The organism is Granulicella rosea, from assembly GCF_900188085.1.
Classification (GTDB): domain Bacteria; phylum Acidobacteriota; class Terriglobia; order Terriglobales; family Acidobacteriaceae; genus Edaphobacter; species Edaphobacter rosea.
On the sequence record NZ_FZOU01000001.1, the window covers coordinates 747,891 to 771,121 of the forward strand.

Annotated in this window: 19 protein-coding genes; 10 read left to right on the forward strand and 9 right to left on the reverse strand. The window is 64.5% G+C overall.

Translation table 11 applies throughout. The features are described 5' to 3' along the window. The first annotated feature begins 21 nt into the window (after nt 1–21). Nucleotides 22–669, forward strand: coding sequence for a uridine kinase (gene udk / locus CHB87_RS03370; RefSeq protein WP_089406952.1), 648 nt, complete (start codon nt 22–24; stop codon nt 667–669). A 91-nt stretch (nt 670–760) separates the two neighbouring features. Here the strand turns inward: udk and CHB87_RS03375 are convergent, their stop codons facing one another. From CHB87_RS03375 to CHB87_RS03385, 3 genes are all read right to left on the reverse strand, one after another. After that, complete coding sequence (locus CHB87_RS03375; protein WP_176441557.1) at nt 761–1,522, reverse strand: lysophospholipid acyltransferase family protein; 762 nt, start codon at nt 1,520–1,522, stop codon at nt 761–763. A 17-nt stretch (nt 1,523–1,539) separates the two neighbouring features. Continuing rightward, entirely contained in the window at nt 1,540–2,352 is an 813-nt protein-coding gene (locus tag CHB87_RS03380) for a GNAT family N-acetyltransferase (protein ID WP_089406954.1), read from the reverse strand. Nucleotides 2,353–2,438: 86 nt separating this feature from the next. Then, the gene (locus CHB87_RS03385) at nt 2,439–3,233 is read right to left on the reverse strand and encodes a lysophospholipid acyltransferase family protein (protein ID WP_089406955.1); all 795 of its coding nucleotides are present in this window, start codon (nt 3,231–3,233) and stop codon (nt 2,439–2,441) included. A 75-nt stretch (nt 3,234–3,308) separates the two neighbouring features. On the opposite strand from CHB87_RS03385, the gene CHB87_RS03390 reads away from it, so the two are divergent. After that, entirely contained in the window at nt 3,309–3,812 is a 504-nt protein-coding gene (locus CHB87_RS03390; protein WP_089406956.1) for a DUF2062 domain-containing protein, read from the forward strand. Between the two features lie 173 nt (nt 3,813–3,985). Next, the gene (locus tag CHB87_RS03395) at nt 3,986–4,450 is read left to right on the forward strand and encodes an REP-associated tyrosine transposase (RefSeq protein WP_089406957.1); all 465 of its coding nucleotides are present in this window, start codon (nt 3,986–3,988) and stop codon (nt 4,448–4,450) included. A 69-nt stretch (nt 4,451–4,519) separates the two neighbouring features. On the opposite strand, the gene CHB87_RS03400 is transcribed toward CHB87_RS03395, so the two are convergent. Both CHB87_RS03400 and pncB read right to left on the reverse strand, forming a co-directional pair. Next, nucleotides 4,520–5,464 (reverse strand): S1/P1 nuclease, encoded by a 945-nt coding sequence (locus tag CHB87_RS03400; RefSeq protein WP_245817789.1) that lies wholly within the window; start codon nt 5,462–5,464, stop codon nt 4,520–4,522. 141 nt (nt 5,465–5,605) lie between these two features. After that, nucleotides 5,606–6,937 carry a nicotinate phosphoribosyltransferase gene (gene pncB / locus CHB87_RS03405; protein ID WP_089406959.1) on the reverse strand — a complete coding sequence of 444 codons (1,332 nt, stop codon included), beginning with the start codon at nt 6,935–6,937 and terminating at the stop codon, nt 5,606–5,608. Between the two features lie 780 nt (nt 6,938–7,717). On the opposite strand from pncB, the gene CHB87_RS03410 reads away from it, so the two are divergent. Beyond that, nucleotides 7,718–9,058 carry a pilus assembly protein TadG-related protein gene (locus CHB87_RS03410; RefSeq protein WP_176441558.1) on the forward strand — a complete coding sequence of 447 codons (1,341 nt, stop codon included), beginning with the start codon at nt 7,718–7,720 and terminating at the stop codon, nt 9,056–9,058. Nucleotides 9,059–9,183: 125 nt separating this feature from the next. Here CHB87_RS03410 and CHB87_RS03415 read toward each other — a convergent pair whose 3' ends face one another. The 4 genes from CHB87_RS03415 to cdd all read right to left on the reverse strand — a co-directional run bounded on the left by CHB87_RS03415 (nt 9,184) and on the right by cdd (nt 12,921). Continuing rightward, entirely contained in the window at nt 9,184–10,419 is a 1,236-nt protein-coding gene (locus CHB87_RS03415; RefSeq protein ID WP_089406961.1) for a NupC/NupG family nucleoside CNT transporter, read from the reverse strand. Nucleotides 10,420–10,509: 90 nt separating this feature from the next. Then, complete coding sequence (locus CHB87_RS03420) at nt 10,510–11,022, reverse strand: hypothetical protein (protein ID WP_089406962.1); 513 nt, start codon at nt 11,020–11,022, stop codon at nt 10,510–10,512. Next, nucleotides 11,019–12,368, reverse strand: coding sequence for a thymidine phosphorylase (locus CHB87_RS03425; RefSeq protein ID WP_089406963.1), 1,350 nt, complete (start codon nt 12,366–12,368; stop codon nt 11,019–11,021). The genes CHB87_RS03420 and CHB87_RS03425 overlap by 4 nt, the downstream gene beginning before the upstream one ends. Before the next feature lie 145 nt (nt 12,369–12,513). Further along, complete coding sequence (cdd, locus tag CHB87_RS03430) at nt 12,514–12,921, reverse strand: cytidine deaminase (protein ID WP_089406964.1); 408 nt, start codon at nt 12,919–12,921, stop codon at nt 12,514–12,516. A 226-nt stretch (nt 12,922–13,147) separates the two neighbouring features. Between cdd and CHB87_RS03435 the strand changes: the two genes are divergently transcribed. From CHB87_RS03435 to CHB87_RS03460, 6 genes are all read left to right on the forward strand, one after another. Beyond that, on the forward strand, nt 13,148–15,322 hold the full coding sequence (locus CHB87_RS03435; protein ID WP_089406965.1) for a chemotaxis protein CheA: 2,175 nt from the start codon (nt 13,148–13,150) through the stop codon (nt 15,320–15,322). Further along, on the forward strand, nt 15,319–15,921 hold the full coding sequence (locus CHB87_RS03440; RefSeq protein WP_245817790.1) for a chemotaxis protein CheW: 603 nt from the start codon (nt 15,319–15,321) through the stop codon (nt 15,919–15,921). The genes CHB87_RS03435 and CHB87_RS03440 overlap by 4 nt, the downstream gene beginning before the upstream one ends. Next, nucleotides 15,909–16,283, forward strand: a complete 375-nt coding sequence (locus CHB87_RS03445; RefSeq protein ID WP_089406966.1) for a response regulator — start codon at nt 15,909–15,911, stop codon at nt 16,281–16,283. The genes CHB87_RS03440 and CHB87_RS03445 overlap by 13 nt, the downstream gene beginning before the upstream one ends. Before the next feature lie 43 nt (nt 16,284–16,326). Next, a complete protein-coding gene (gene cheB, locus CHB87_RS03450; protein ID WP_089406967.1) occupies nt 16,327–17,580 on the forward strand; it encodes a chemotaxis-specific protein-glutamate methyltransferase CheB in 1,254 nt (417 codons plus the stop codon). Beyond that, a complete protein-coding gene (locus CHB87_RS03455; RefSeq protein WP_089406968.1) occupies nt 17,567–18,391 on the forward strand; it encodes a CheR family methyltransferase in 825 nt (274 codons plus the stop codon). Before cheB ends, CHB87_RS03455 begins: the two co-directional genes overlap by 14 nt. A gap of 77 nt (nt 18,392–18,468) precedes the next feature. Further along, nucleotides 18,469–23,115, forward strand: a complete 4,647-nt coding sequence (locus tag CHB87_RS03460) for an Lhr family ATP-dependent helicase (protein ID WP_089406969.1) — start codon at nt 18,469–18,471, stop codon at nt 23,113–23,115. Nucleotides 23,116–23,231 lie beyond the last annotated feature (116 nt).

The window sequence follows — 23,231 nt, forward strand, 5'->3', positions numbered from 1 at the left end:
ATCAACGGGTAATCTAAAGTCGTGCCCGACGCCCAGCTTTCGTTTCCTCGCCGTCCGCTCGTTCTCGGTGTTGCCGGATGTTCCGGCTCCGGCAAGACTACGCTGGCGCGCGAGCTTGCCTCGGAGCTGGGGGCGACGCTGCTGCCGCTCGATTACTACTACCGCGATATGTCGCATCTGTCGCCGGAGGAGCGGGCGCTCTGCAACTTCGACCACCCGGACTCGCTCGAGTCCGATCTGCTGGTCGCGCAGGTGGAGACGCTGGCGGAGGGTAGGCCGGTCGAAGGGCCGATCTACGATTTCGCGACGCACTCCCGCGTGCCCGACCGCACGGAGCCGGTGACGGTGGGCGATGTCCTGATCGTCGAGGGCATCCTGGCGTTGCACTACGAGAGCCTGCGGCGGCTCTATCATTTTTCGGTCTACGTGAACGCACCGCACGACCTGTGTCTGACGCGGCGCATTCATCGCGATGTGCGGGAGCGCGGACGGACGGAGGAGTGTGTGCGCAACCAGTATGAGGCTACGGCGCGACCGATGGCGGACCTGTACGTCGTGCCTTCGGCGGCGAATGCGAGCCTGGTGGTCGAGGGTACGGAGTCGCTGGACTGGTCGGTGGAGCAGGTGCTGAGCGGGTTGAGGAAGGCTGGGCTGCATCCCCGGCGATAGGTCCGTTTGAAGGAATGCCCAGGGCTGAAGCCCTTCCAACCGGTTCGAAGAATTCATGGGGCTTAAGCCCCATGCTTCCACCGAAAGATGTTCAGACGTGTGCGACTGCTCGTTCTTGCTGCAACTCGGCGTAGATTGCGGCTACGGCTGCGTGTGCGTTTTCGGCGATGGCGTAATGGTCCGCGCCGGGGATGATCTCGCCGAAGTGCAGGTGCGCGTGGAAGCCGCGCAGGCCCAGGAAGCGGTAGAGGTGCGTGAGGAAGTCGTGCTTGCCGTGGTAGCAGACGTCGTCCTCGACCGTCATGCCGGGGTTCGGCTCGTTGAGGGTGTAGTGGATGGCGGCGGCCTGCACCGGCACGTGGTGTTCGAGCACGGAGTGAAAGAGTCCGCGACGGAAGGGCAGAACCTCCGCGCCGCCGGTGCTGGTGCCTTCGGGGAAGAAGAGCACGGCGGGCGCGAGGCGGAGCGCATCGTCCATCTCGGCGTTCACCTCGTCGCGGGTCTGGGTGCGTCCGCCGGCGACGTTGGCGCGCTGGATGAAGATGGTTCCTGCGCGCGCGGCGATCCAGCCGATCAAGGGCCAGCGGCGCACCTCGGACTTCGAGACCATGACGAAGGGCGTGGCGGCGTTGTAGAGGATCGCGTCCAGGTAGCTGAGGTGGTTCGAGACCACGACCACCGGGCCAGAGGTGGGCAGCGTTCCGGTGACCGTGTAGTTCACCCCGATGCCGCGCACGATGCGCAAAGCCCAGCGATGGCACCAGAGCGCGCCCTGGGCGCGGTTGCGCGGACCGAAGAGCGTGCCGTCGACGATGGCGGCGAGCAGCAGGACGATGAACCAGGCCAATCTCACGCTTGCACGAACCGCCGTCAGCATCCGTCGAGAAACCTCGCTGCCATCCTAGGATGCAGCGCCTGCAGGTCGAGGATGGTCAAAAAGTCGATGGTCTTGAACTCCCGGTCGATGGCCGGCGCGCTGCAGATCTTCGCCCCAAGGGTCATGTAGGCGCGCAGCAGCTTGGGCGGACGCTCTTCGCTGAGCGCCTCCTTCGTCTTCGGCAGCGCGTAGAACTCGGTGGGGACGGTCATCAGCTCGGGCTCGATCAGGCAGCTCTTCAGCGACTGGAAGACCGACCAGCCCTCCTGCGGCTCGGTGGACTGCAGCGAGCAGCAGCCCATCATGTAGCGACCGCCGTTGGCGATGACGTAACGTGCGATGCCGCGCCAGAGCAGATGCAGGACCTCGGTGCTGCGGTGGTCGCGATGGATGCAGGCGCGGCCCAGCTCGACGATCTGCGAGCGCATGGGCTCGTACGGGGCGAAGTCGAACTCCTGCTCGCTGTAGTAGCCGAAGTTGGCTCGGGCGACGTCGCCCATCTGTAGCCGGTAGGTGCCGACGACGGCGCCGGTGGGGCGGTGCTCGACGATCAGTTGATCGCAGACCTGGTCGTAAAGGTCGGTGTCATAGCCGTTGACGTAGGCCGATTCCAGACCCTCGTTCAGCTCCAGGTTGAAGACGAGGAAGCGCAGGCGGTAGGCGGCGAAGCGGTCCTTCTCCGAGCGAGCGAGACGTACGACGTAGGCGCCGGCCTCGAGCCGCACATCGCGTTTGACGGGCTGATCGCAAACATCGGCTCGTACTTCGAGCAGAACATCCACTGGAGCGGGGCTGGCAGTGAGCATCGGATCTCCTCGTATGGGGGCCTACGAGGGTCAGTCTGCGGTGTGGATTGTTACAGATGTTTTCTACGTGGTGAAGATTGGTTGAATCATGCTGTGGGAATCTCGACCGAGACCGGGGGGAAGTCGAGACCGGCCTCCGCGGCCAGCGCCCGGACGGCCTCGCGAGCCTCGTTCGCGGCTTCTTTGCGGTGGTCGAGATCGGCGACGAACTGGATCGGATGGGGCGCGAAGCGGACCTCCGCATGCACTCCCTTGAGCGCCACGAAGCGGAAGATGTGGCCGAGGATCGGCGTTTCGCCCCAGTAGTTGAGGTTGTCCTCGACGGTAATGCCGGGGCCGTTGTCCTGCGTGAAGGTGTAGGTGACGAAGGCGGCGGTGACGGGTGCATCCGCCGCGAGCACCTGGTAGAGCAGTCCGGATTTAAAAGGCAGCAGCTCCTTGCCGTTGGTGGTGGTGCCTTCGGGAAAGAAGGTGATCGGCAGGCCGGTGTCCACCGCGGCCTTCATGCCTTCCTTCGCCTTCTGCGCGGAGCCGCCGGCGCCGCGTTCGACGAAGACGGTGCCCGACATCTTGGCCATCCAGCCGAGGACGGGCCACTTGGCGATCTCGGCCTTCGAGCAGAAGACGCACGGATGCAGCCCGGCGTAGAGGACGATGTCGACGTAGCCGAGGTGGTTCGAGATAAGCGCTCCGCGCTCCGGCGGCTTGCCGATGACGGTGGTGGTGATGCCCATCCCCTTCAGCACGCGGGCGCAGAAGCGATGCAGCCAGTCGGCGCGAGCTTCGCGGGTGGCGGGGCGCTTAACGATCAACTCCACCGAGTAGATGAAAAAATACCCGGCGAGTTTGAAACTCCGTGCTACGGAACGGACAAAAGCCACATATCCTCGCGATCTAAAACGACATCCAACCTGCAAGCAAAACAACTGGGTTCAGTCTATCCTGAGGCAGTACGCATGCAATCGATCTCTACCTCTGTAAGCGGCTTCGCCCGCGACCGCATTTTGACGCCGCTGACGAACCTGCTGAAGACGGGCGCGACCCCGCAGAGCCTCGCATGGTCGCTGGCCATAGGATGCGTGATTGGGGTGAATCCGCTACTTGGGTCGACGACGGTGGTGTGCCTGGTGGTCGCATTCGTGTTTCGGCTGAACCTGATCGCGTCGCAGATCGCGAATCACATCGTGTATCCGCTGGAGCTGGCGCTGTTCTATGTCTTCATCCGCATCGGCGACAGGATCTTCCACACAGGCAAGATGCCGCTGGATCGGCACGAGATGCTGCGCGGAGTCCGGATGCATCCTTGGGAGACGACCAAGCTGCTGTGGTCGTGGGAATGGCATGCGCTGATCGTCTGGGCGGTGTTCGCGGTCGTGGCCGCACCGCTGATCGCGCTGGCGCTGACGCCCCTGTTGAAGCGGGCGCTGGTAAGGATGCATCGGGCGGATCCCCAGGGCTAAAGCACTTTTCCCCGCGCGTGAAGGTCGCAGGGCCGAAGCACGGCGCTTCCATTCCGCAAAGAGCTCTGTGGATGAACCGACGAAGGGGTGGAAGCATGGGGCTTCAGCCCCATGAATTTTGAGGTGGAAAGAAAGGGTTTTAGCCCTGGGCCTTTCAGCCTTAGACTGCACAAATGCCGCTTGCGCCACAGGAGATTCGCACCTTCTTCGTGACCTCCGTCACGGCCAGTCGCCGCCGGCTCTTTCAGGTCGAGCAGAATGCTCTGCTGCTGATGAATGTGATGCAGGAGAATCGAGCCAAGGGCAGATTTCGACTTCACGCGTTCGTCATCATGCCCGATCATATTCACCTGATCCTCACGCCAGCCGTCGATGTGCCGCTTGAAAAGGCCTTGCAATATATCAAGGGTGGGTTTTCATTTCGGCTCAAGAGCAAGCTCGAAGTGTGGGAGAAGAGCTTCGCGGAGCACCGCATCAAGGATGCGATGGACTACCGTCATCATTCGAATTATCTGGAACGGAATCCTGTGAGAAAGCGGCTGGCGGAGAGGGCGGAGGAGTTTCCGTTCTCCTCCGCACGGCATTGCGATCAGGTGGACGATGCACCCGCTCACCTGGCATTCAAACCCCAGGGCTAAAGCCCTGTTCTTCTATGAGCCTTATTCATGGGGCTAAAGCCCCATGCTTCCACCCTAAACTGCTACAGCCTATTGCGGTCCCTTGTACTCTTCGACCGGGTCGGCGCTGCGGACCCAGGCGGTGTAGATCAGGTCGCGAAGCTCTTCGGCGCCGGCGGCAAGGCGGGCTTCGGTGAAGGTCTTGCCCTCGGGCGTTCCGGCGTCGGTGAAGGCGCCGGTCTTTTCGAGCTGGTAGACCTTTTCCACCTTCGCGTTCGAGTCACGGAGGAACAGCAGATAGTCGCTCCAGACGTCGTCGAGCACCTTGGGCTTTGCGGCGGCGACGAGCTTGTCGACGTCCGCCGGCTTGATGTTCGCGGTGACGAAGACGGTCTCGAACTGCGAGTGGATCTTATGTTCCGTGGTGTAGCCGTTGGGGTTGGGGCCGGTCCAGCCGTTGTACTGCATCGTGGCGTGCAGCGGCTGCGAGCCATCGCCGACGTAGTGGCCCAGCCATGCCGCCTCAAAGAGGACTTCGGTCTCAAGCGGCTTGGTGTCCTCGTGCGCGGCGAGCGCCTTGCGGTACTCGCGCAGGCCGATCTTGATGCGCTCGTAGACCTCGATCACCTGCCAGGGCTGCAGGCCGACGCTCTCGGGCGTCAGCTTCATGTCCGGATGCGCGAGCTGCGCCTTCTGGAGCGCGCGGATGTAATCGAAGCGCTTGCGCGGCAGAGTGAGGCCGTTGGCGGGGCAGTGGTCCACGTTCGGGGTGCAGGGGATGTCGGCCAGGTCGGCCCACTCCATGTCGATGAAGTGCTCGGGCGTGGTGGTGGCGTTGAGCTCGTCCTCGGCGCGGCTGCGCCAGTGGTCGGGCTCGGAGGCGAGCGCGGCCATCGTGTCCTGCGCCTGCTTGTCGCGCAGGAAGAGCGGCACGTCGGTGGGCAGGTTCTGGGCGGCGATACGGCTGAGCATCTTGTGGCCGACCGCGCCCCAGGCAAAGCTCTGCTGCACTGTCATCAAGGGCACCAATGCCACCGCTACACTCCAACGCAACGCGTTCCGCAGATTCGTCATGGGGACAGTATAACGAGGAGCGAAAGGCAAAGACAGAAGCAGATCCTCTTCGAGGATGACAACAAGAAAGACAAGAACAAGCGCCGAGCTGAGACGAGTGGATCAAACGAGTATTTCCGAGCCGACCCTGGCTTCGCTGCCGAAGACGCGGCGGTAGCGTGCGATCTCCTCGACCGGGCCGGTGGCTTTGTGCAGGTTGTCCGACAGCTTGACGCAGGGGCGGCCTTCGACGCTGGTCAGCTTGCAGACCAGGCTCAACGGCTCCAGCGTATCCTCGCCGCGCGGGTGGCAGCCGCGGAAGTCGTTCGTCAGCAGCGTGCCCCAGCCTGCGCTGAAGCGGATGCGGCCGTCGAAGTAGCGGTGCAGCCGGACGATGTCCTCGACGTCGAGGCCGTCCGACGCGATGAGGCGCTTCTGGCGCGGGTCTTTGCCGCGTTCCGTGAGCCACTGGATGTACTCGTCGCCGGCGATAGCGGGGTCTTTGCTGTCCATGCGCTGGCCGGTCCAGTCGGCGACCCACGAGGGCGCTCCTTGCAGGAACTGGGTGGTCCCGAAGGTGTCGGGCAGCATGATGAGCAGGGCGCCGCCGTAGCTCTGCTGCCAAAGCTCCAGAACTCGGTACTGCGAGGCGCGCAAATCTTCGTCCGTACCGGCCGACGCCATGGCCGCGAGCGCCATCGGCAGCTCGTGCGCGTTGGTGCCGATGGCTTCGAGGTCGTGCTTGTAGGCAAGCGCGGTGTTGGACGTCCCGGCGAAGCTCTCGAGACCCTGGTTGCGCGCGCCGTTCAGCGAGACGCGCAGCGCCTGCACGGTGTACTCGTGCCAGAGGAAGCTGTGGCGGCGGCGCGTGCCGAAGTCCGAGACGGAGAGCCCCGGCACGCCGCGCAGGCGCTCGATCTTGTCCCACAGGCGCGTCTTGGCGCGGGCGTAGAGGACGTCCAGTTCGAGCTCGCTCAACTCGGCGAGTGCGGCGCGGGTCTTCAGCTCGCTGACGATGGCAAGGGCGTAGACCTCCCACATGGTGACGGCGGCCCACTCGCCCGAGAAGCGCAGGACGAGCTGGCCGTCGTGCTCGGAGACGGTGTATCCGCTGAGTTTGAAGTCGTGTTCGAGCCAGTCGAGGAAGGCCGGTTCGAAGATCGTACGCGTGCCATAGAACGTATTGCCGGCGAGCCAGACGAGCTCGCTGCGACGGAAGCGCAGACCGCGCACGTGCTCCATCTGGTCGATCAGGGCGGCGGCGCCGACGCGGTCCGCGAGACGCACCTTGACGGTGCGGTTGGTCACCTCGCTGGTGACGTGGGCGTGGGGGAAATTCTTCCAGATGAACTGCAGCATCAGCAGCTTGTAGAAGTCGGTGTCGAGCAGCGACCGGACGATGGGGTCGAGTTTCCAGTTGTGGTTGTGCGCCCGCTCGGCGAAGTTGACGTTCATATTAGGATGATGCGCCGGAGGAGGGGTGGAGGACAACTACAACCTCGCGCCCCATTCGTAAGCTCTTGGGTAACCACATTTGGCTTTACCCAAGGGTGATTGACTGCATCGCCTGGAAAAACCGGGGAGGTGCGCCCTTTTCAGGCAAATTCAGGCAAATTCTGTCCGGCTTCGCAGGATCACAAATTAGCGTCGGGAAAACGTGTTCTTTTTGCTCCTGTCGATAATTTGAATTGTCGAAAATAGATTGCGACCTCAACGGAACACGGGTGCGAACGCGCGGTCTCCGCCTGTTAACTTGATGGTTATCAAACTGGTTACTTTTCTTCATCCCCTATAAGTGGTATTCCGCCCGAATATAGTTACTCGATAAGGTCGAGCCAACTTAGATTGTTCGTTAAGTTTTTCTTCCGGCAGTTTCCTGAGCAGTAACCAACACCGAACACGACGGTGCGGAGATGAAACAATGAACCGACTTGAAGTCCTGATCCCGTTTAACGGCGCTCTCAATTCGCCCTCCCCAGTAACGGACAGAGAACGTAAAGATCCACGGAGATTCCACCTTCGAACGTCGTAAACGACGCTTCGCCGGTTGAGGCTCCGTGGCTTTTCTTTGCCCACCCATCCACATTTCGATCTGAATCCACCAGCGGTGTTCGCCCAGCGTTGATGCGCGTTTGCTCGCGTTAAATCCACGTCTGTCGCCGTTTTAGCCGCTGCGTGGCCTGAATGGAGCCAGCCATGGGCATTTTGCGCTTTTTTAAGGAAGAAAACGGCGAGATGACGATTCTCGCTTCAATGGGCATGGTGGTCATTCTCGGCTTCATGGGATTGGCGCTCGATGTGGGCAACGTGCGCTATGCGAAGGGCAAGCTGCAGTCGGCGGCCGATGCCGCCGCCGTGGCCGCGGCGGTCGAGTACCCCAACTGCACCGGCCAGACCTACTGCGCGGCGATGCAGAACGCCGCGTTGAGTTCTCTGGCGGAGAACGGCATCACGGGCGCGAGCATCGTGACCAACTGCTCGACGGCTTCGACCTCCGGCGTGACGCTGATGCTGAACACGCCGCCCTGCCTGCTGGGCACGAGCGACCCGAACCGCAACAAGACGAATGTGCTCGAGGTCGCGGTGACGGAGCCTCAGCCGCTTTACTTCGCGCGCGTGCTGGGCTTTGGCAGCTTCAACATCTCGGCGCGTTCGGAGGCGGGTAAGGTGTCGAACGGCAACTGCGTCTATGCGCTGGATAAGACGGGAGGCAACGCGATTACGGTGGATGCGCTGGCTGCCGTCAACGCGACCTGCGGCATGGTGGATGAGTCGAGTGCGTGGAACGCGCTCTCGTGCAACGTGCTGGCTGTCTTGAATGCGCCGCATCTCTCGGTCGTGGGCGGGGATCAGAACTTCCTGTGCGCGGTGCCGAAGGCGCCGACGACGGGGATTGCGATGCCTTCCCCGGCCGATCCGCTGTCGTACCTGACGCCGCCGGCGGCGACCTCGTGCGGCACGAGCAAGGCGAGTCCGTATACGGGCGCGGCCTCGCAGTTGACGATTCTGCTGGGTTCGGTGACGTTGAATCCCGGCCACTACTGCGGCGGCATCGTGGTGGGGCCGCTGGCGAATGTGACGTTCAATCCGGGCACGTACGACCTGAGTTCGACGAACTGCGGGCTGCTGGGGACTGGGCTGCTGGGCGACGGCGGGCTGTCGATCGATCTGCTGTCGAATGTACAGGGGAACGGCGTGACCTTCTACAACCGCGGGCCGTGCGGCAGTATCACCACGTTGCTGTCGAGCGTGTCGCTGGGCGCGGTAAACCTGTCGGCGCCGACGACGGGCCAGTATGCCGGTATTCTGTTTTACCAGGATCCGCAGAATACAACGCCAGCGACGCTGCTGGGCAGCCTGGCGGTGAACACGAAGCTCGAAGGCGCAGACTACTTTCCGAGTGCGCTGGTGAACTACGCGGTCTCCGGGCAGGCGCGGTACAACATGCTGGTGGCGAAGGATATCGACTTCGTCCTGCTGACGGTGGGGACGAACAAGCAGACGACGGCGTTTGCCAACGATTACACCGCGCTGCCGGGCGGGCCGCCGATCGGGACCTGGGGCGTGGTGGAGTAGCTTATTGGAACGGAAGTTGTCATCCTGAGCAAAGCGAAGGACCTGCGTTTCGAACCGGCGATCAAGCCAGTCCAAAACGCAGGTTCTTCGCGTTGCTCAGGATGACAAGACTGATGGGCGGGCGCTTAGCTGAGCAGCATGCCCACGATGCTGGCCGACATCAGGTTCGCCATCGTGCCGGCCAGCATGGCGCGCAGGCCGAGTTGGGCGAGATCGTTGCGGCGGTTCGGCACCAGTGCGCCGATGCCGCCGATCTGCATGCCGATGGAGCCGACGTTGGCGAAGCCGCAGAGCGCGAACGTGGCGATGGTGAAGGTGCGTGGGTCCAGCGTGGCCTTCAGCTTGCCGAGTCCGTTGAAGGCCAGGAACTCGTTGATCATGGTGCGGGTGCCGAGCAGGTTGCCGATGATGCGGCACTCATGCCACGGCACGCCGATCAGCCAGGCGACCGGCGCGCCGACCACGCCGAGGACGTGATTGAGCGAGTCCGGGAACGGGATGTGGCCGTGGTCCCAGGCGAAGACGCTGATGCCGTGCATGATGGCGTTGAAGAGACCGACCAGCGCGACGAAGCTGAGCAGCATGATGGCGACGTTGAAGGCGAGTTGTCCGCCGTCGATGGTGCCGCGCGCGATGGCGGCGATGAAGTTTTCGTTCGCGTGCTCCTCGCTGGGCGGCATCTTGACGGTGCCCGCGGTGGCGGGAATCTCGGTCTCGGGGACGAGCATCTTCGCGACGAGGATGGTGCCGGGCGCGGTCATGATGACGGCGGAGAGCAGATCCTTGGCGTTGATGCCGAACAGGATATAGGCCGCCATGATGCCGCCCGAGACGTGCGCCATGCCGGAGGTCATGATGGTCATCAACTCGGACCGCGTGGCGCCGGCGAGGAACGGCCGGATGGTCAGCGGAGCTTCGGTCTGTCCCATGAAGATGCTGGCGGCGACGTTGGTGGATTCGGCGCCCGAGGTGCCCATGGTGCGTTGCATGATCCAGGCGACGACCTTGATGATCTGCTGCATCAGCCCGATGTGGTAGAGGATGGCGAAGAAGGCCGAGACGAAGATGATGGTCGGCAGGACGGCGAAGGCGAAGACGCCGAGCGGGCCGGGGACGCCGAGGTTGCCGAAGACGAGCGAGGAGCCATCGACCGAGTGGCCGAGCAGGCCGGTGATGAAGTCCGAGACGGTCTTCAGGATGACCTGACCGGTGCCCCACTTGATGACGGCAAAGGCAAAGACGATCTGCAGGCCAAGTCCCCAGACGATGGTGCGCAGCTTGATGGCCTTGCGATCGGTCGAGAAGGCGTAGGCGAGACCGAGAAAGGTGATGAGTCCGAGAAGTCCGGTGAAACGTCCCAAGGTTTGCTCCCTCTTGCCGGTGCTGAACTGTGAATGCTGGATGAAACTTGAGTGTAATGGGGAAGGGCGGCTGTGCCTAGAAATTTTCGTCTACTTTCCGAAGAGATAGTCTTCGACGAAGTTCTTAGCGATCTCTGGCGTTAGTTCCAAGGCAGCGGCCGCGATGACGGGAAAGCCCTTCGCGGCTGCGAGTGCGGCCATCGCTCCCGACAAGAGGTCTGCATCCCAGTCGCGGGCCGCGGCGGCGGCGACGAGTGTGGGCAGCTTGCCGAGTGCTTCGCGATAATCCTGCACAAGCGCAGGCGGAATCTCGAACGAGGTTTTATTTCGGCAGATCTCTATCCATGCTGGCATGGAGAAGAACGAGGCGCTGGCCTTCGCCGGGTTTACCTCCAGCATCCTCACGATGTGAGGAACGGCGGCGAACGACGCGGTATAGACATCTCCCTGATGGGCTAGCGAGCTCCAAAGTGTAAACCATGGCTCAGCGGAGCCATCGTCAAGAGGAAAGGACTTCAAGCCACGCAACAGCGCCGGAATGTCCGACGCGGCTCCATAGGCGTGTTGAAGCTTCGACCATTCCGGGCTGTCGAGCGAGATCATTTTTTTACGATGACCTCGCGGATGAGGGGGTTGAGGATGGGTTTGCCGGGGGCGATCTTCATGGTTTCGAGCAGCATCCGCGCTGGCTCGGCGAGCTGGTCTTCGCGGTCGGCGAAGAGGGTGACGAGGGGCTGGCCGGCTTCGATCTTTTCGCCGAGCTTCGCGTGCATCTCGATGCCGGCGTTGGCGCTGACGGGATCGCCGGGTTTGGCGCGGCCGGCGCCCAGACGCTGGACGGCCCAGCCGACATGGGTGCAGTCCATGGTGCTGAGATAGCCGGAGGTCTCGGCGTTCAGGACGCGGGTGGCGCCGGGAGTGTGGAAGGCGGCGGGATTGGCGAAGTGCTCCGCGCTGCCTTTGTGGGCGGCGACGATCTTGAGCCAGGACTTATAGGCTTCGCCGTTTTTCAGGAGTTCATCGGAGAGCTTTGCGCCGGCCTCGGGAGAGTCGGCTTTGCCGCCGAGGTAGAGCATGTAGCCGGAGAGGATGTTCGACAGCTCGATGAGGTCGGAGGAGCGCGGGTGGCGCTTGTTCTGGAGGATGTCGACACACTCCCAGACCTCGACCCAGTTGCCGGAGAAGCGACCGAGCGGCTCGTCCATGCTGGTGAGCAGCGCGACGGTGCGGGCGCCGGAGGCTTCGCCGGTGGCGACCATCAGCTCGGCGAGGAACTTCGAGTCTTCGTACTTCTTCATGAAGGCGCCGGAGCCGGTCTTGACGTCGAGGACCAGGGCGTTGAGGCTCTCGGCGAGCTTCTTGCTCATGATGCTGGCGCAGATCAGGTATGGGCTTTCGACGGTTCCGGTGTGGTCGCGCAGAGCGTAGAGGACGCGGTCGGCGGGGACGATGGTGGGGGTCTGGCCGATCATGGAGGCGCCGCAGTCGCGCAGGACTTCGGCGAAGCGGGCGAGCGAAAGCTGGGTGTCGAAGCCGGGGATGGTTTCGAGCTTGTCTAAAGTTCCGCCGGTGTGGCCGAGCGAACGGCCGGAGATCATGGGGTCGGTCAGGCCGGCGGCGGCTACGACGGGTGCGATCAGGAGCGAGGTCTTGTCGCCGACGCCGCCGGTGGAGTGCTTGTCGACGGTGAAGGTGTGGAGCGGGGCAGCGTCGAAGACCTCGCCCGAGAAGCGCATGGCGCGGGTGAGGGTGGCGAGCTCGGGCAGGGTGAGTCCGCGCTGGAAGACGGCCATGAGGAAGGCGGCGATCTGGGCGTCGGTGACGAGCTGGTTCTCGGGTGTGCGCTCGACGATGGCGCGGACGAAGCCTTCGATCTCGGCGTCGGACAGGATGAGGCCGTCGCGCTTGTGCTGGATGACGTCGATGGGATGGATCTTTTCGGTGCTCATATATAGATACTGCTTTCTGTGTTGAGAAGAATCCTGCTGGAATCCTTCCAGAGAGGGCCCAGGGCTAAAGCCCTGTCCATTCCATTGAGACGATTCATGGGGCTAAAGCCCCATGCTTCCAACGAACGCCCTTTCCGCGGCCGGCTTAGCGGTCTTTGAGGACGAAGGCCGCGGGCAGCAGCTCGGTGAGGGTGCAGGAGGCGGTCTGGCCGTTCTCGGCGGGGAAGAAGATGGTTGCGTCAGGCGCGGCGAACTCGAGGATGGTCTGGCGGCAGGCACCGCAGGGCTGGCAGGCGACCTTCGCGAGGTTCGCCACGGCGACGGCGCGGAGGCGGATCTTCGGGCCATACTGGGCGACGGCGCGGGCGATGGCGGTCTGCTCGGCGCAGGTCGTCAGTCGGTAGCTGGCGTTCTCGACGTTGCAGCCGGTGACGGTCTCGCCGGTCTCAAGCAGGATGGCTGCGCCGACGTGGAAGTGGCTATAAGGCGCGTAGGAGTGGTGGGCGGCGTCTTCGGCGGCCTGCTGGAGCTGGGTTGTCTCTGCTGCGGTCATATCTGAGTGAGGCTAGTCGGTGTTGGGTTGCGGGTCAAGGGGTTGCGCTGCGCCGGGGGCTGGAAATGCAACAGCAAAGGCAAAAGCGGATCCTTCGCTGGGCTCAGGATGACAGGCTTTTGTGGCTTATCGTTCCTACCGCTGGCTGTGGGAAGGGTGAGGAAAGGCACATGACCTTGGTGTGAGATGGCCTCATGCGCTTCATCCGTTCGCCGATAGGACGGATATGGATGAGTTGACCAAAGAGTTCCTGGCCGAGAGTCTGGAGGGGTTGGACCGCATGGAGCGGTGCCTGACCGAGCTGGAGTCTCATCCGGACGACGCCGCGCTGCTGGGCGAGATCTTCCGGTCGGTCCATACGATCAAGGGGACGACCGGTTTTCTCGGATTCAAGCGGCTGGAGACGCTGGCGCATCGCGGCGAAAATCTGCTGGGCGCGCTGCGCGAGGGGCGGCTGATCGCGAATGAGGAGATCATCAGCGGGCTGTTGCAGTTGCTGGACGGGCTGCGCGGCATTCTGCAGTTGATCGAGACGACCGGCGGCGAGGGTGAGCGCAAGACGGACGACGACCACGTGCTGATCGCCCTGCTGAACGGGCTGGCCGAGGGTGGGCCGCAGAAGCCGGTCGCGCCCATGGTGAAGGCGGCCGAACCGGTCGACGCGCAGGTTACGGCGCAGGCGGCCGCGGCGGCCGACAAGACGCTGCGCATCGACGTGGAGGTGCTGAACCGGATGATGAATCTGGTCGGCGAGCTGGTGTTGACGCGCAACCAGATTCTGCAGACGACGCTGAGCGCGGATAACTTTCCCAAGCTGGCGCGGCGTCTGGACGCGGTGACGGCAGACCTGCGAGAGACGGTGATGCAGGCGCGGATGCAGCCCGTGGGACAGCTCTTCGGCAAGTTTCCGCGCATGGTGCGCGACCTGGCGCGGACCTGCGGCAAGCAGGTGAGGATCGAGTTCTACGGGCAGGATACGGGGCTGGACAAGAGTCTGCTGGAGGCGATCAAGGATCCGTTGACGCATGCGGTGCGCAACGCGGTCGACCATGGCGTCGAGACGCCGGGCGACCGGCTGCTGGCGCGCAAACCGGCCGAGGGCGTCATCAAGCTGAAGGCGTATCACCAGAGCGGGTCGGTGGTGGTGGAGCTGATCGACGACGGGGCGGGAATTCGGATCCCGAGGGTGCTTGAAAAGGCGCTGGAGCGCGGGCTGATTACGGAGCAGCAGGTCGCCTCGATGACGGAGCGCGAGGTGTTGCAACTGGTCTTTCTGCCGGGATTTTCGACGGCGGCGACGGTGACGAGCGTCTCCGGGCGTGGCGTCGGCATGGACGTCGTGAAGCTGAACATCGAGAAGGTGGGCGGCAGCGTGGAGCTGGAGTCGCGCGCGGGCGTGGGCACGACGCTGCGGATGCGCGTGCCGCTGACGCTGGCGATCGTGCCGGCGCTGATCGTGCAGAGCGGCGGCCAGAGCTTCTGCCTGCCGCAGGGCGCGCTCGCGGAGCTGGTGTATATCCCGCGGCGCGAGGCGGCGCAGGCCTTCGAGCGCATCGGCGACGCGGAGCTTTACCGGCTGCGCGACCGGCTGCTGCCGATGGTGTGGCTGGATCGTCTGCTGACGCTCGACGGACACGAGGAGCGGATGCAGCAGGAGACGCATGGGTTCTACCTGGCGGTGCTGGAGTCGGAGGGCTGCCGGTTCGGGCTGATCGTCGACGATTTGCTCGCGCCGGAGGAGATTGTGGTGAAGCCGCTTTCGGCGGTGCTGCGCGAGATCGGGCTGTTCTCCGGCGCGACGGTGCTGGGCAACGGCACGCTGGCGCTGATTCTCGATGTGGCGGCGACGGCGGAGCGCGCGGGCGTGCGTGCGGAGGTCGAGGAGCCCGTGGCAACGGCGAGCGTCGCGGTGGCGGAGCTGGGCAGCCGCAGCGGTTCGTTCCTGATCTTTGAAGGCGCGGGTGAGGGCGCCAGCTCCGGGTTCCGGCGGGAGCGGATGGCTCTGCCGCTCGAGGCGGTGGAGCGGATCGAGTCGGTGCCGGTGGGGCAGGTGGAGTTCGCGGGCGGCAAGGCGTTGCTGCAGTATCGCGGCGAGCTGCTGCCGCTGGAGGATATGGACGGCACGCTGCTGGATCTGGCGGCGAAGGGCAGCGCCACGCTGGCGACGGTGCTGATCTGCCGCCGGCCAGGGCCGCTGGGCGCGCAGGCGGGGCAGCGTGTGGGCATGGTCGTGCGGCGCGTGCTCGATGTCTCGAACGGCACGCTGATGGAAGAGGATGTGGAGGTCTGCGACCAGCGGCTGGCGATGGTGAAGGAGAAGCTGACGGTGGTGCATCAGGGCTTTCTTGGCCCGCTTCAGAGCCAGCCGGCGCAGCGGCAGCACTGGGGGGCGGTCGCATGATCCGCACGGGAATGCAGGAACAGAAGGCGTTGCGGGCGGGCGCGCAGGAGCCGGAGGAGTATCTCTCGCTGTGCTCGTTTACAGCGGGCACGGCGCGCTTCGGCATCGATACGCACCGCATCCGCGAGGTGCTGGGGCGCAGGCTGCTGCAGCGTGTGCCGCTGGCTCCCGCGTATATCGGGGGCATCGTGCCGTATCGCGGCGAGGTGCTGACGACGGTGAGCTTTCGCGCGCTGCTGGGGCTTCCGCCGTTTGCGGGCGAGAGCGCGGTGCTGGTGCTCGAGGACTGCGAGAGCGGCGACAGAGGGCCGAACGACGAGCAGGAGCAGCACGGGACGGCCCGGGAGAGCTTCGGGCTGATGGTGGATGCGGTGGGCGGCGTGGTGACGGTCGCGCGCAGCATCCTGGCGGCGAATCCCGCGACGTTGGACGAGCGGAGCAAGACGCTCTTCGACGGCGCGTTTCGAATGCCGGACGGTTTGTTGATCCGGCTTGATCCGGGCATGCTGCGGCCTGCGCGGCTGGGCGGCACAGGGCTGTTCCGGCATGCGTTGGGAGCGGCGACAGGCGATTGGGGGGCCATGTCATGCGTACGTTGATAGTGGACGATTCGAGCTTTTTGCGGCAGTATCTGCGGCAGCTTCTGGAGAAGATGGACATCGCCTGCGAGGAGGCGAGCGACGGTCTTGCGGCGCTTGAAAAGCTGCGCGAAGCGGGCGGTTACGACCTGATGCTGTGCGATGTGAACATGCCGGGGATGGATGGGCTCGCGTGCGTGCAGCAGTTGCGCACGGCCGGTCTGCACCCGGAGATGAAGGTGATGATGGTGACGACCGAGGCCGATCACTCGTTCATCCACCAGGCCTTCGACAACGGCGCGGACGAGTTTCTGATGAAGCCCTTCGGTCCGCAGAGCCTGCGCGAAAAGCTGGTGCTGCTGGGCTTTCCCATAGCTGCCTGAAGAGAGTGTGTGGCGACGTGCTGAGATCTGAGGGATGCGAACGATGGACAGCTTGAGACAACGGCCCCTGCGGGTGCTGGCTGCGGACGACTCCGCCGTGATGCGGCGGGTGTTGAAGACGATCTTCGACCTGCACGCGGACGGCATCGGCACGGGCCTGCCGGCGATGGAGCTCTGCGGCTGCGTGCGCGACGGCATGGAGTGCCTGGAGGCGGCGGCGCGGCTGCGTCCCGACGTGCTGCTGCTGGACCTTGAGATGCCTCGGCTGAACGGGATCGAGGTGCTTCAGCGTCTGCGCGAACAGGGTTCCGCGCTGCCGGTGATCATGTGCAGCGCGTACACGGAGGTCGGCGCGCGATCGACGCTTGAGGCGCTGCACCACGGCGCGAAGGACTACGTGATGAAGCCAGGCCAGCAGTGCGACTTTGCCAGCGCGCTGGACCTGTTGATGGGGCAGTTGATGCCGAAGATCGCCGCGCTTGCCCTGCCTGTCGCGGCCAGCGGCGGCTCGCTGGAGCTGGTGGGCAAGCGGCCGGCGCTGCCGTCCGTTCTCACGATGCCTGCGCGGCCTGTGCTGCGGCCGGTTGCGGCGAGTGCGGTGATGCCGGTCCGGGTGGAGGTCGTGGTGATCGGCGTGTCGACCGGCGGGCCTTCGGCGCTGGAGCAGATGCTGCCCGGCCTGGCGAAGGACTTTCCCGTGCCGGTGCTGGTCGTGCAGCATATGCCGAAGCTGTTTACCGGCGCGCTGGCCGAACGACTTCAGCGTCGCTGCGCGATGCGGGTGAAGGAAGGAGTCCACGGCGAGCAGCTTGAACCGGGGACGATCTGGATTGCGCCCGGCGACGCGCATATGGAGGTCGGGCTGGGCGCCTCGGCCGACCGGCGGCGTTCGCGCGCGGCGGCGATCACGCTGCATTACAGCGGGCCTTTGAACCACTGCCGGCCGTCGGTGGACTACCTCTTCGGCTCGGCCGCGAAGCTCTATGGCGCCGGTACGCTGGCGTTGATGATGACGGGCATGGGCTCCGATGGGCTGGAGGGCGCGCTGGCGATTCACCGTGCGGGTGGCGTGGTGCTGGCGCAGGATCAGGCAAGCAGCGCTGTGTGGGGCATGCCCGGCCAGGTGGCGCGCGCGGGTATTGCAGCCGCGACACTGCCGCTGGGAGAGCTAGCCGGGGAGTTGATGCGTCGCGTGTACGTCGGCAGGCGGGGCGCCATGCGCGAACCAGCCCTGAACGCTGTCGGCGAGACGGCTCCGCAGGCGATGCGAAGGGAGGCTTCCTATGGCGTGTACTGATCAGGACTACGCCTATCTGCGCGAGCTGGTGCTGGCGCAGTCGGCGAATCTCATCGACCCGTCGCGCAACTCGCTGTTCGAGACGCGGCTGCCGCCGGTGGCGAAGCTGGCCGGGGCGACGAATGTGGAGGATCTGGTGTCGATCCTGCGCGCGGATCGGCCACAGCATCTTTACCGCGCCGTGGCCGAGGCCATGACGATCAACGAGACCAGCTTCTTTCGCGACGTGGCGCCCTTCCAGACGCTGCGAACGCTGATCCTGCCAAGGCTGATCGAACTGCGCAGGCCGGCGCGCAGGCTGCGCATCTGGTCCGCCGCGAGTTCCACGGGGCAGGAGGCGTACAGCCTTGCGATGATGCTGAGCGAATACTTCCCGGAGCTGAAGCAGTGGGATGTGAAGATCGTCGGAACGGACATCTCGCGGCAGGTGATCGACTATGCGCGGACGGGCCGGTACCGGCGGCTGGAGGTCAATCGCGGTCTGCCGGCGCGCATGCTGGTGAAGTACTTCGCCCGCGACGGCGATGAGTGGGAGGTCAACCCCGAGCTGCGCGCGATGTGCGAGTTCAAGGTCGCGAACCTGTGCGCGCCGCTGCCGCTGATGCCGCAGTTCGACCTGGTGCTGCTGCGCAATGTGCTGCTTTATTTTCCGCAGCAGGATCGCAGTTGCGTCTTCAGCGACGTCTACCGGCAGATGGCGGGCGACAGCTACCTGATGCTGGGCAACGCGGAGCAGGCGGAGGATTCGACCAATCTTTTTCGCGTGGAGTTTGCATCGGGCTGCTATTTTTACCGGCCTATACCCAAATGAAGCAGCAGGTCGCGCGATAGGGAACGCGCATCGTATAACGGTGTGAGCGGCCCAAGGGCTGCGAGCCCAGGGAGACGATGCCGCCAGCCGCACGTAAGACGAAGATTCCAGCAGCCCCAAGCCGTGAGGATGCGGCGCTGGCGCTGTTTCATCCCATCACCGCGAAGTGGTTCCGCGCGGTCTTTGACGGGCCGACGGCCCCGCAGGTGGAGGGCTGGCCCGCGATCGCGCGTGGCGAATCGACGCTGATCCTTGCGCCCACCGGCACGGGCAAGACGCTGACGGCGTTCCTGTGGTGCCTGGACCGGCTGATGCTCGGCGCCTCGTCCGAAGCGCGCGGCAAGGGCGCGCGGGTGCTGTATCTTTCGCCGCTGAAGGCTCTGGCCGCGGACGTCGAGCGCAACCTGCGTTCGCCGCTGGCGGGCATCGCCAACATGGCGCAGCGCGAGGGCGTGCCGGTGCATATGCCGGAGATCAGCGTGCGTACGGGCGATACTTCGCCGAAGGATCGCGCGCGCTTCAACCGGCATCCCGGCGACATCCTCATCACGACGCCGGAGTCGCTCTACCTGATGCTGACGAGCGCGGCATCGGAGCAGTTGCGCACGGTGGAGACGGTCATCATCGACGAGATCCACGCGCTGGTGCCGACCAAGCGCGGCGCGCACATGGCGCTGTCGCTGGAGCGGCTTGAAGCGTTGACGGGGCGGCGCGTGCAGCGCATCGGGCTGTCCGCGACGCAGCGGCCGCTTGAGGAGGTGGCGCGCTTTCTTGGCGGCGCCGAGACGAGCCCGGCGGATATTGTTCCTGAACTGGTTACAGAAGCTCCGTTGACCGTGGAGCTTGAGTCGCAGCCCACCGGCACACGCTTCCGGCCTGTGACCATCGTGAACGCAGGCGCGCGCAAGGTGCTCGACATACGCGTCGAAGTACCGGTAGAGGACATGGCAAAGCTCGGCGAGATCGACGAGCAGCCAAGCGGTCCGGCGTCGCAGGGGCCGAAGCGCACGAGCATCTGGCAGTCCATTCATCCGCGTCTGCTGGAGATCATTCAAGGGCGTACGTCGACGTTGATCTTCGTCAATGCAAGGCGCATCGCGGAGCGGCTCGCGGGCGCCATCAACGATCTTGCGGGCGAGCCGCTGGCGCGTGCGCATCATGGCTCGCTGGCTGCGGCGCAGCGCACGGAGATCGAAGAGCTGCTGAAGGCCGGACGCATCAAGGCGCTGGTGTGTACGTCTTCGCTGGAGCTTGGCATCGACATGGGCGCGATCGATCTGGTGATCCAGATCGAGGCTCCGCCCTCGGTGGCGAGCGGACTGCAGCGCATCGGACGCGCGGGGCACCAGGTCGGCATGCCTTCGAACGGCATCATCTTTCCGAAGTACCGCGCCGATCTGGTGGCCTGCGCCGCGGTCACGCGTGCGATGCATGAAGGCCATGTGGAGTCGACGCGCTTCCTGCGCAATCCGCTGGATATCCTTGCGCAGCAGGTGGTGGCTATCGTCGCACACCCGCCGGAGGCCGCGGCCGCAGAGGTGTTGGAGGATGACGAGGCAGAAGGCGCGGGCATCTCATACGCTGCGTTGTTCGCGATGGTGCGGGCTTCGGCGCCATTCTGTGCATTGACGCCCTCGGTCTTCGATGGCGTGCTCGACATGCTTGCGGGGCGTTATCCGTCGGACGAGTTCGCCGAGCTGCGACCTCGTGTGACGTGGGATCGTACGCGCAACTGGCTTACGCCGCGGCAGGGCGTGAAGCGCATTGCGATCCTCAATGGCGGCACGATTCCAGATCGCGGATTGTATGGCGTCTTCCTTGCGGGCACGCATAACAAGCCGGTGCGCGTGGGCGAGCTTGATGAGGAGATGGTCTTCGAGTCGCGTACGGGCGACACATTTATCCTTGGAGCTTCGACGTGGCGCATCGATGAGATCACGCATGACCGCGTGCTGGTGACGCCTGCACCGGGTTCGCCGGGCAAGATGCCGTTCTGGCATGGCGACCAGGCGGGGCGGCCGCTGGAGTTCGGCCGGCGCATCGGCGCGCTGGTGCGTACACTGCGCGAGATGCCTCGTAACGTGGCTCTGACGACATTGACCACAGAGCACGATCTCGACCCGCAGGCGGCGGAGAACGTGATGCGCTACCTTGCCGATCAGGAGCTTGCGACGACGCATGTGCCGGACGATCGGACCATCGTGATCGAGCGCGTGCGCGATGAGCTGGGCGACTGGCGCATGTGCTGCCTGACGCCCTTCGGCAGCCGCGTGCATGCGCCGTGGGCCATGGCCGTGACCGCTCGCATTCGCGCGAACAACGGCGCGGAGGTTGAGACGATGTGGTCCGAGGATGGCTTCGTGCTGCGCTTCCCGGAGACCGATGAGCCGCCCTCCGTCGATCATCTGTTGCTTGAACCAGAGGAGGCTGCGGAGCTGGTGCTGCGTCAGCTTGGATCGACCGCGCTGTTCGCGGCGAAGTTTCGCGAGGCTGCATCGCGCGCGCTGTTGCTGCCGCGCAGACGCGCCGATGGACGCACGCCGCTGTGGCAGCAGCGTAAACGTGCATACGATCTGCTGTCGGTCGCAAGTCGCTACCCGGGCTTCCCGATTCTGCTTGAGGCCTATCGCGAGTGTCTGCGCGATGTCTTCGACATGCCCGCGTTGATGGAGATTCTGCGATCGATCGGCAACCGCTCGCTGCGGGTGCATACTGTCGACTCGCGTACGCCTTCGCCGTTCGCTTCGGCGCTGCTCTTCAGCTATGTGGCGAACTACATCTACGATGGCGATGCGCCGCTGGCCGAACGTCGCGCGCAGGCGTTGTCGATCGATCAGGATCAGCTGCGCGAGCTGCTGGGCGACGCCGATCTGCGTGAGCTGCTCGACCTGAACGCGATCGAAGAGACGGAGGAGACGCTGCAGTGCGTGGTCGATCCCTTCAAGGCGCGCAACATGGATGGCGTCCACGACCTGCTGTTGCGGCTGGGAGATTTATCACGCGCGGAGTTGCTGATTCGATGTGTAACTCCGGAGGTTGCAATTACGGCGGAGCGTCTGCGCAAGGCTCGGCGCATTCTTGAAGTAAGCGTTGCGAGCGAGAAGCGGCTCATCGCGGTCGAAGACTCGGCGCGGTACCGCGATGCGCTGGGTGTGCCTCTGCCGCCGGGGCTTCCGACTGCCTTTCTCGAGGCTGCGCCCGATGCAGCGCTCGACCTGGTGCGGCGCTATGCGCGTACGCATGGACCGTTCACGACGCCGGAGGTCGCGACGCGATTTGGTCTGCCGCTGGCGTCGACCGAGGCGATCCTGAATCGTCTGGTCCAGGCTGGTCGCATCGTCGAAGGAGGCTTCCGGCCAGGAGGCCAGCATCGCGAATGGTGCGACAACGAGGTGCTGCGCACGATTCGGCGCAAGTCGCTGGCGCGGCTGCGCAAGGAGGTCGAGCCGGTCGAGCAGCGTACGCTGGCGCGGCTGTTCACGCGGTGGCAGGGTGTGGTGCAGCCACGGCGCGGGCTCGATGCGCTGCTCGATGTGATCGAAAATCTGCAGGGCGCGCCGCTGCCTGCGTCCATCCTTGAGACCGAGATACTGCCCGCGCGCATTCTGAACTACAAGCCCGCGGACCTCGATACGTTGATCGCCGCGGGCGAGGTGATGTGGTGTGGACTCGATCCGATCGGCGAGCGCGATGGCCGCGTGGCGTTGTATCTTTCGGACAAGCTGACCTCGCTTTGGCCTGTGATGCCTGCGCCCGCTATCGATGGCGAGAAGGAGCGGAAGATCGTCGCATATCTGCAGGCGAACGGCGCGAGCTTCTTCCAGCAACTGCACGATGGTGTCGGCGGCGGCTATCCCGGTGAGACGATCGATGCGATCTGGAATCTTGTGTGGCGCGGCCTGCTGACCAACGATGCGCTGCATGCGCTGCGCGCTTACTGCGAGCGTGCAAGCACGAGCGCCAAGCCGGCGCGCAAGGTGCATAACCAGCAGGCAGGCTTTCGTTCGCGGCGCACCACGCCGCCGACTGCGCAGGGACGTTGGGCGTTGCAGGCAACTGCGTTCGAGCCTGGGCGTAACGCCACGGCGTGGTCGCATGCGATCGCGCAGCAGTTGCTGACGCGCTATGGCGTGGTCTTTCGCGAGACGGCGCATGCGGAGAATCTGTCGGGCGGCTTTTCGGCCATCTATGACGTGATGAAGGCGCTCGAGGAGAGCGGCAAGATTCGTCGCGGATACTTCGCGGCCGATCTTGGCGCGACGCAGTTTGCGATGCCCGCGGCGGTGGACCTGTTGCGTTCGCTGCGCGTGGCTTCCGACCCGGAGAAGGTGGAGATGCTACAGCTTGCCGCGACCGATCCCGCGAACCCGTATGGCGCGCTGCTGCGTTGGCCCGCGGCTGCGGATAGCACGTCTTCGCTGACGCGCAGCGTGGGCGCTCGCGTGGTGCTTGCGGATGGCGCGCTGATGGCTTATCTGCGGCGCGGCAATCCGAACGTGCAGGTCTTTCTGCCTGAAGAAGAGCCGATGCGTTCGCAGTCCGCGAAGGTGCTGGCGGAGTTCTTCGTGGCGCAGAGCCAGGCGCAGGGCGGCATGCTGATCGTGAGCGTGAATGGCGTGCCGGTGCATGAACACTGGTGGGCGCGGACGCTGCTGGAAGCCGGGTTCGTGGCTGCGCCGATGGGGTTCAATGTGCGGCGCGTGCTGCCTGCCTTGCCTCGGTAGTTTCGCTCAGCCAGGAGGAAGGCTGTCTTCGTGAGCTGTAAGCTATCAGCTTAGCGAATTACGTTTTGCGCCAAGCAAGAAGAACAAGCAACAACAAAGACAAACGCAGATCCTTC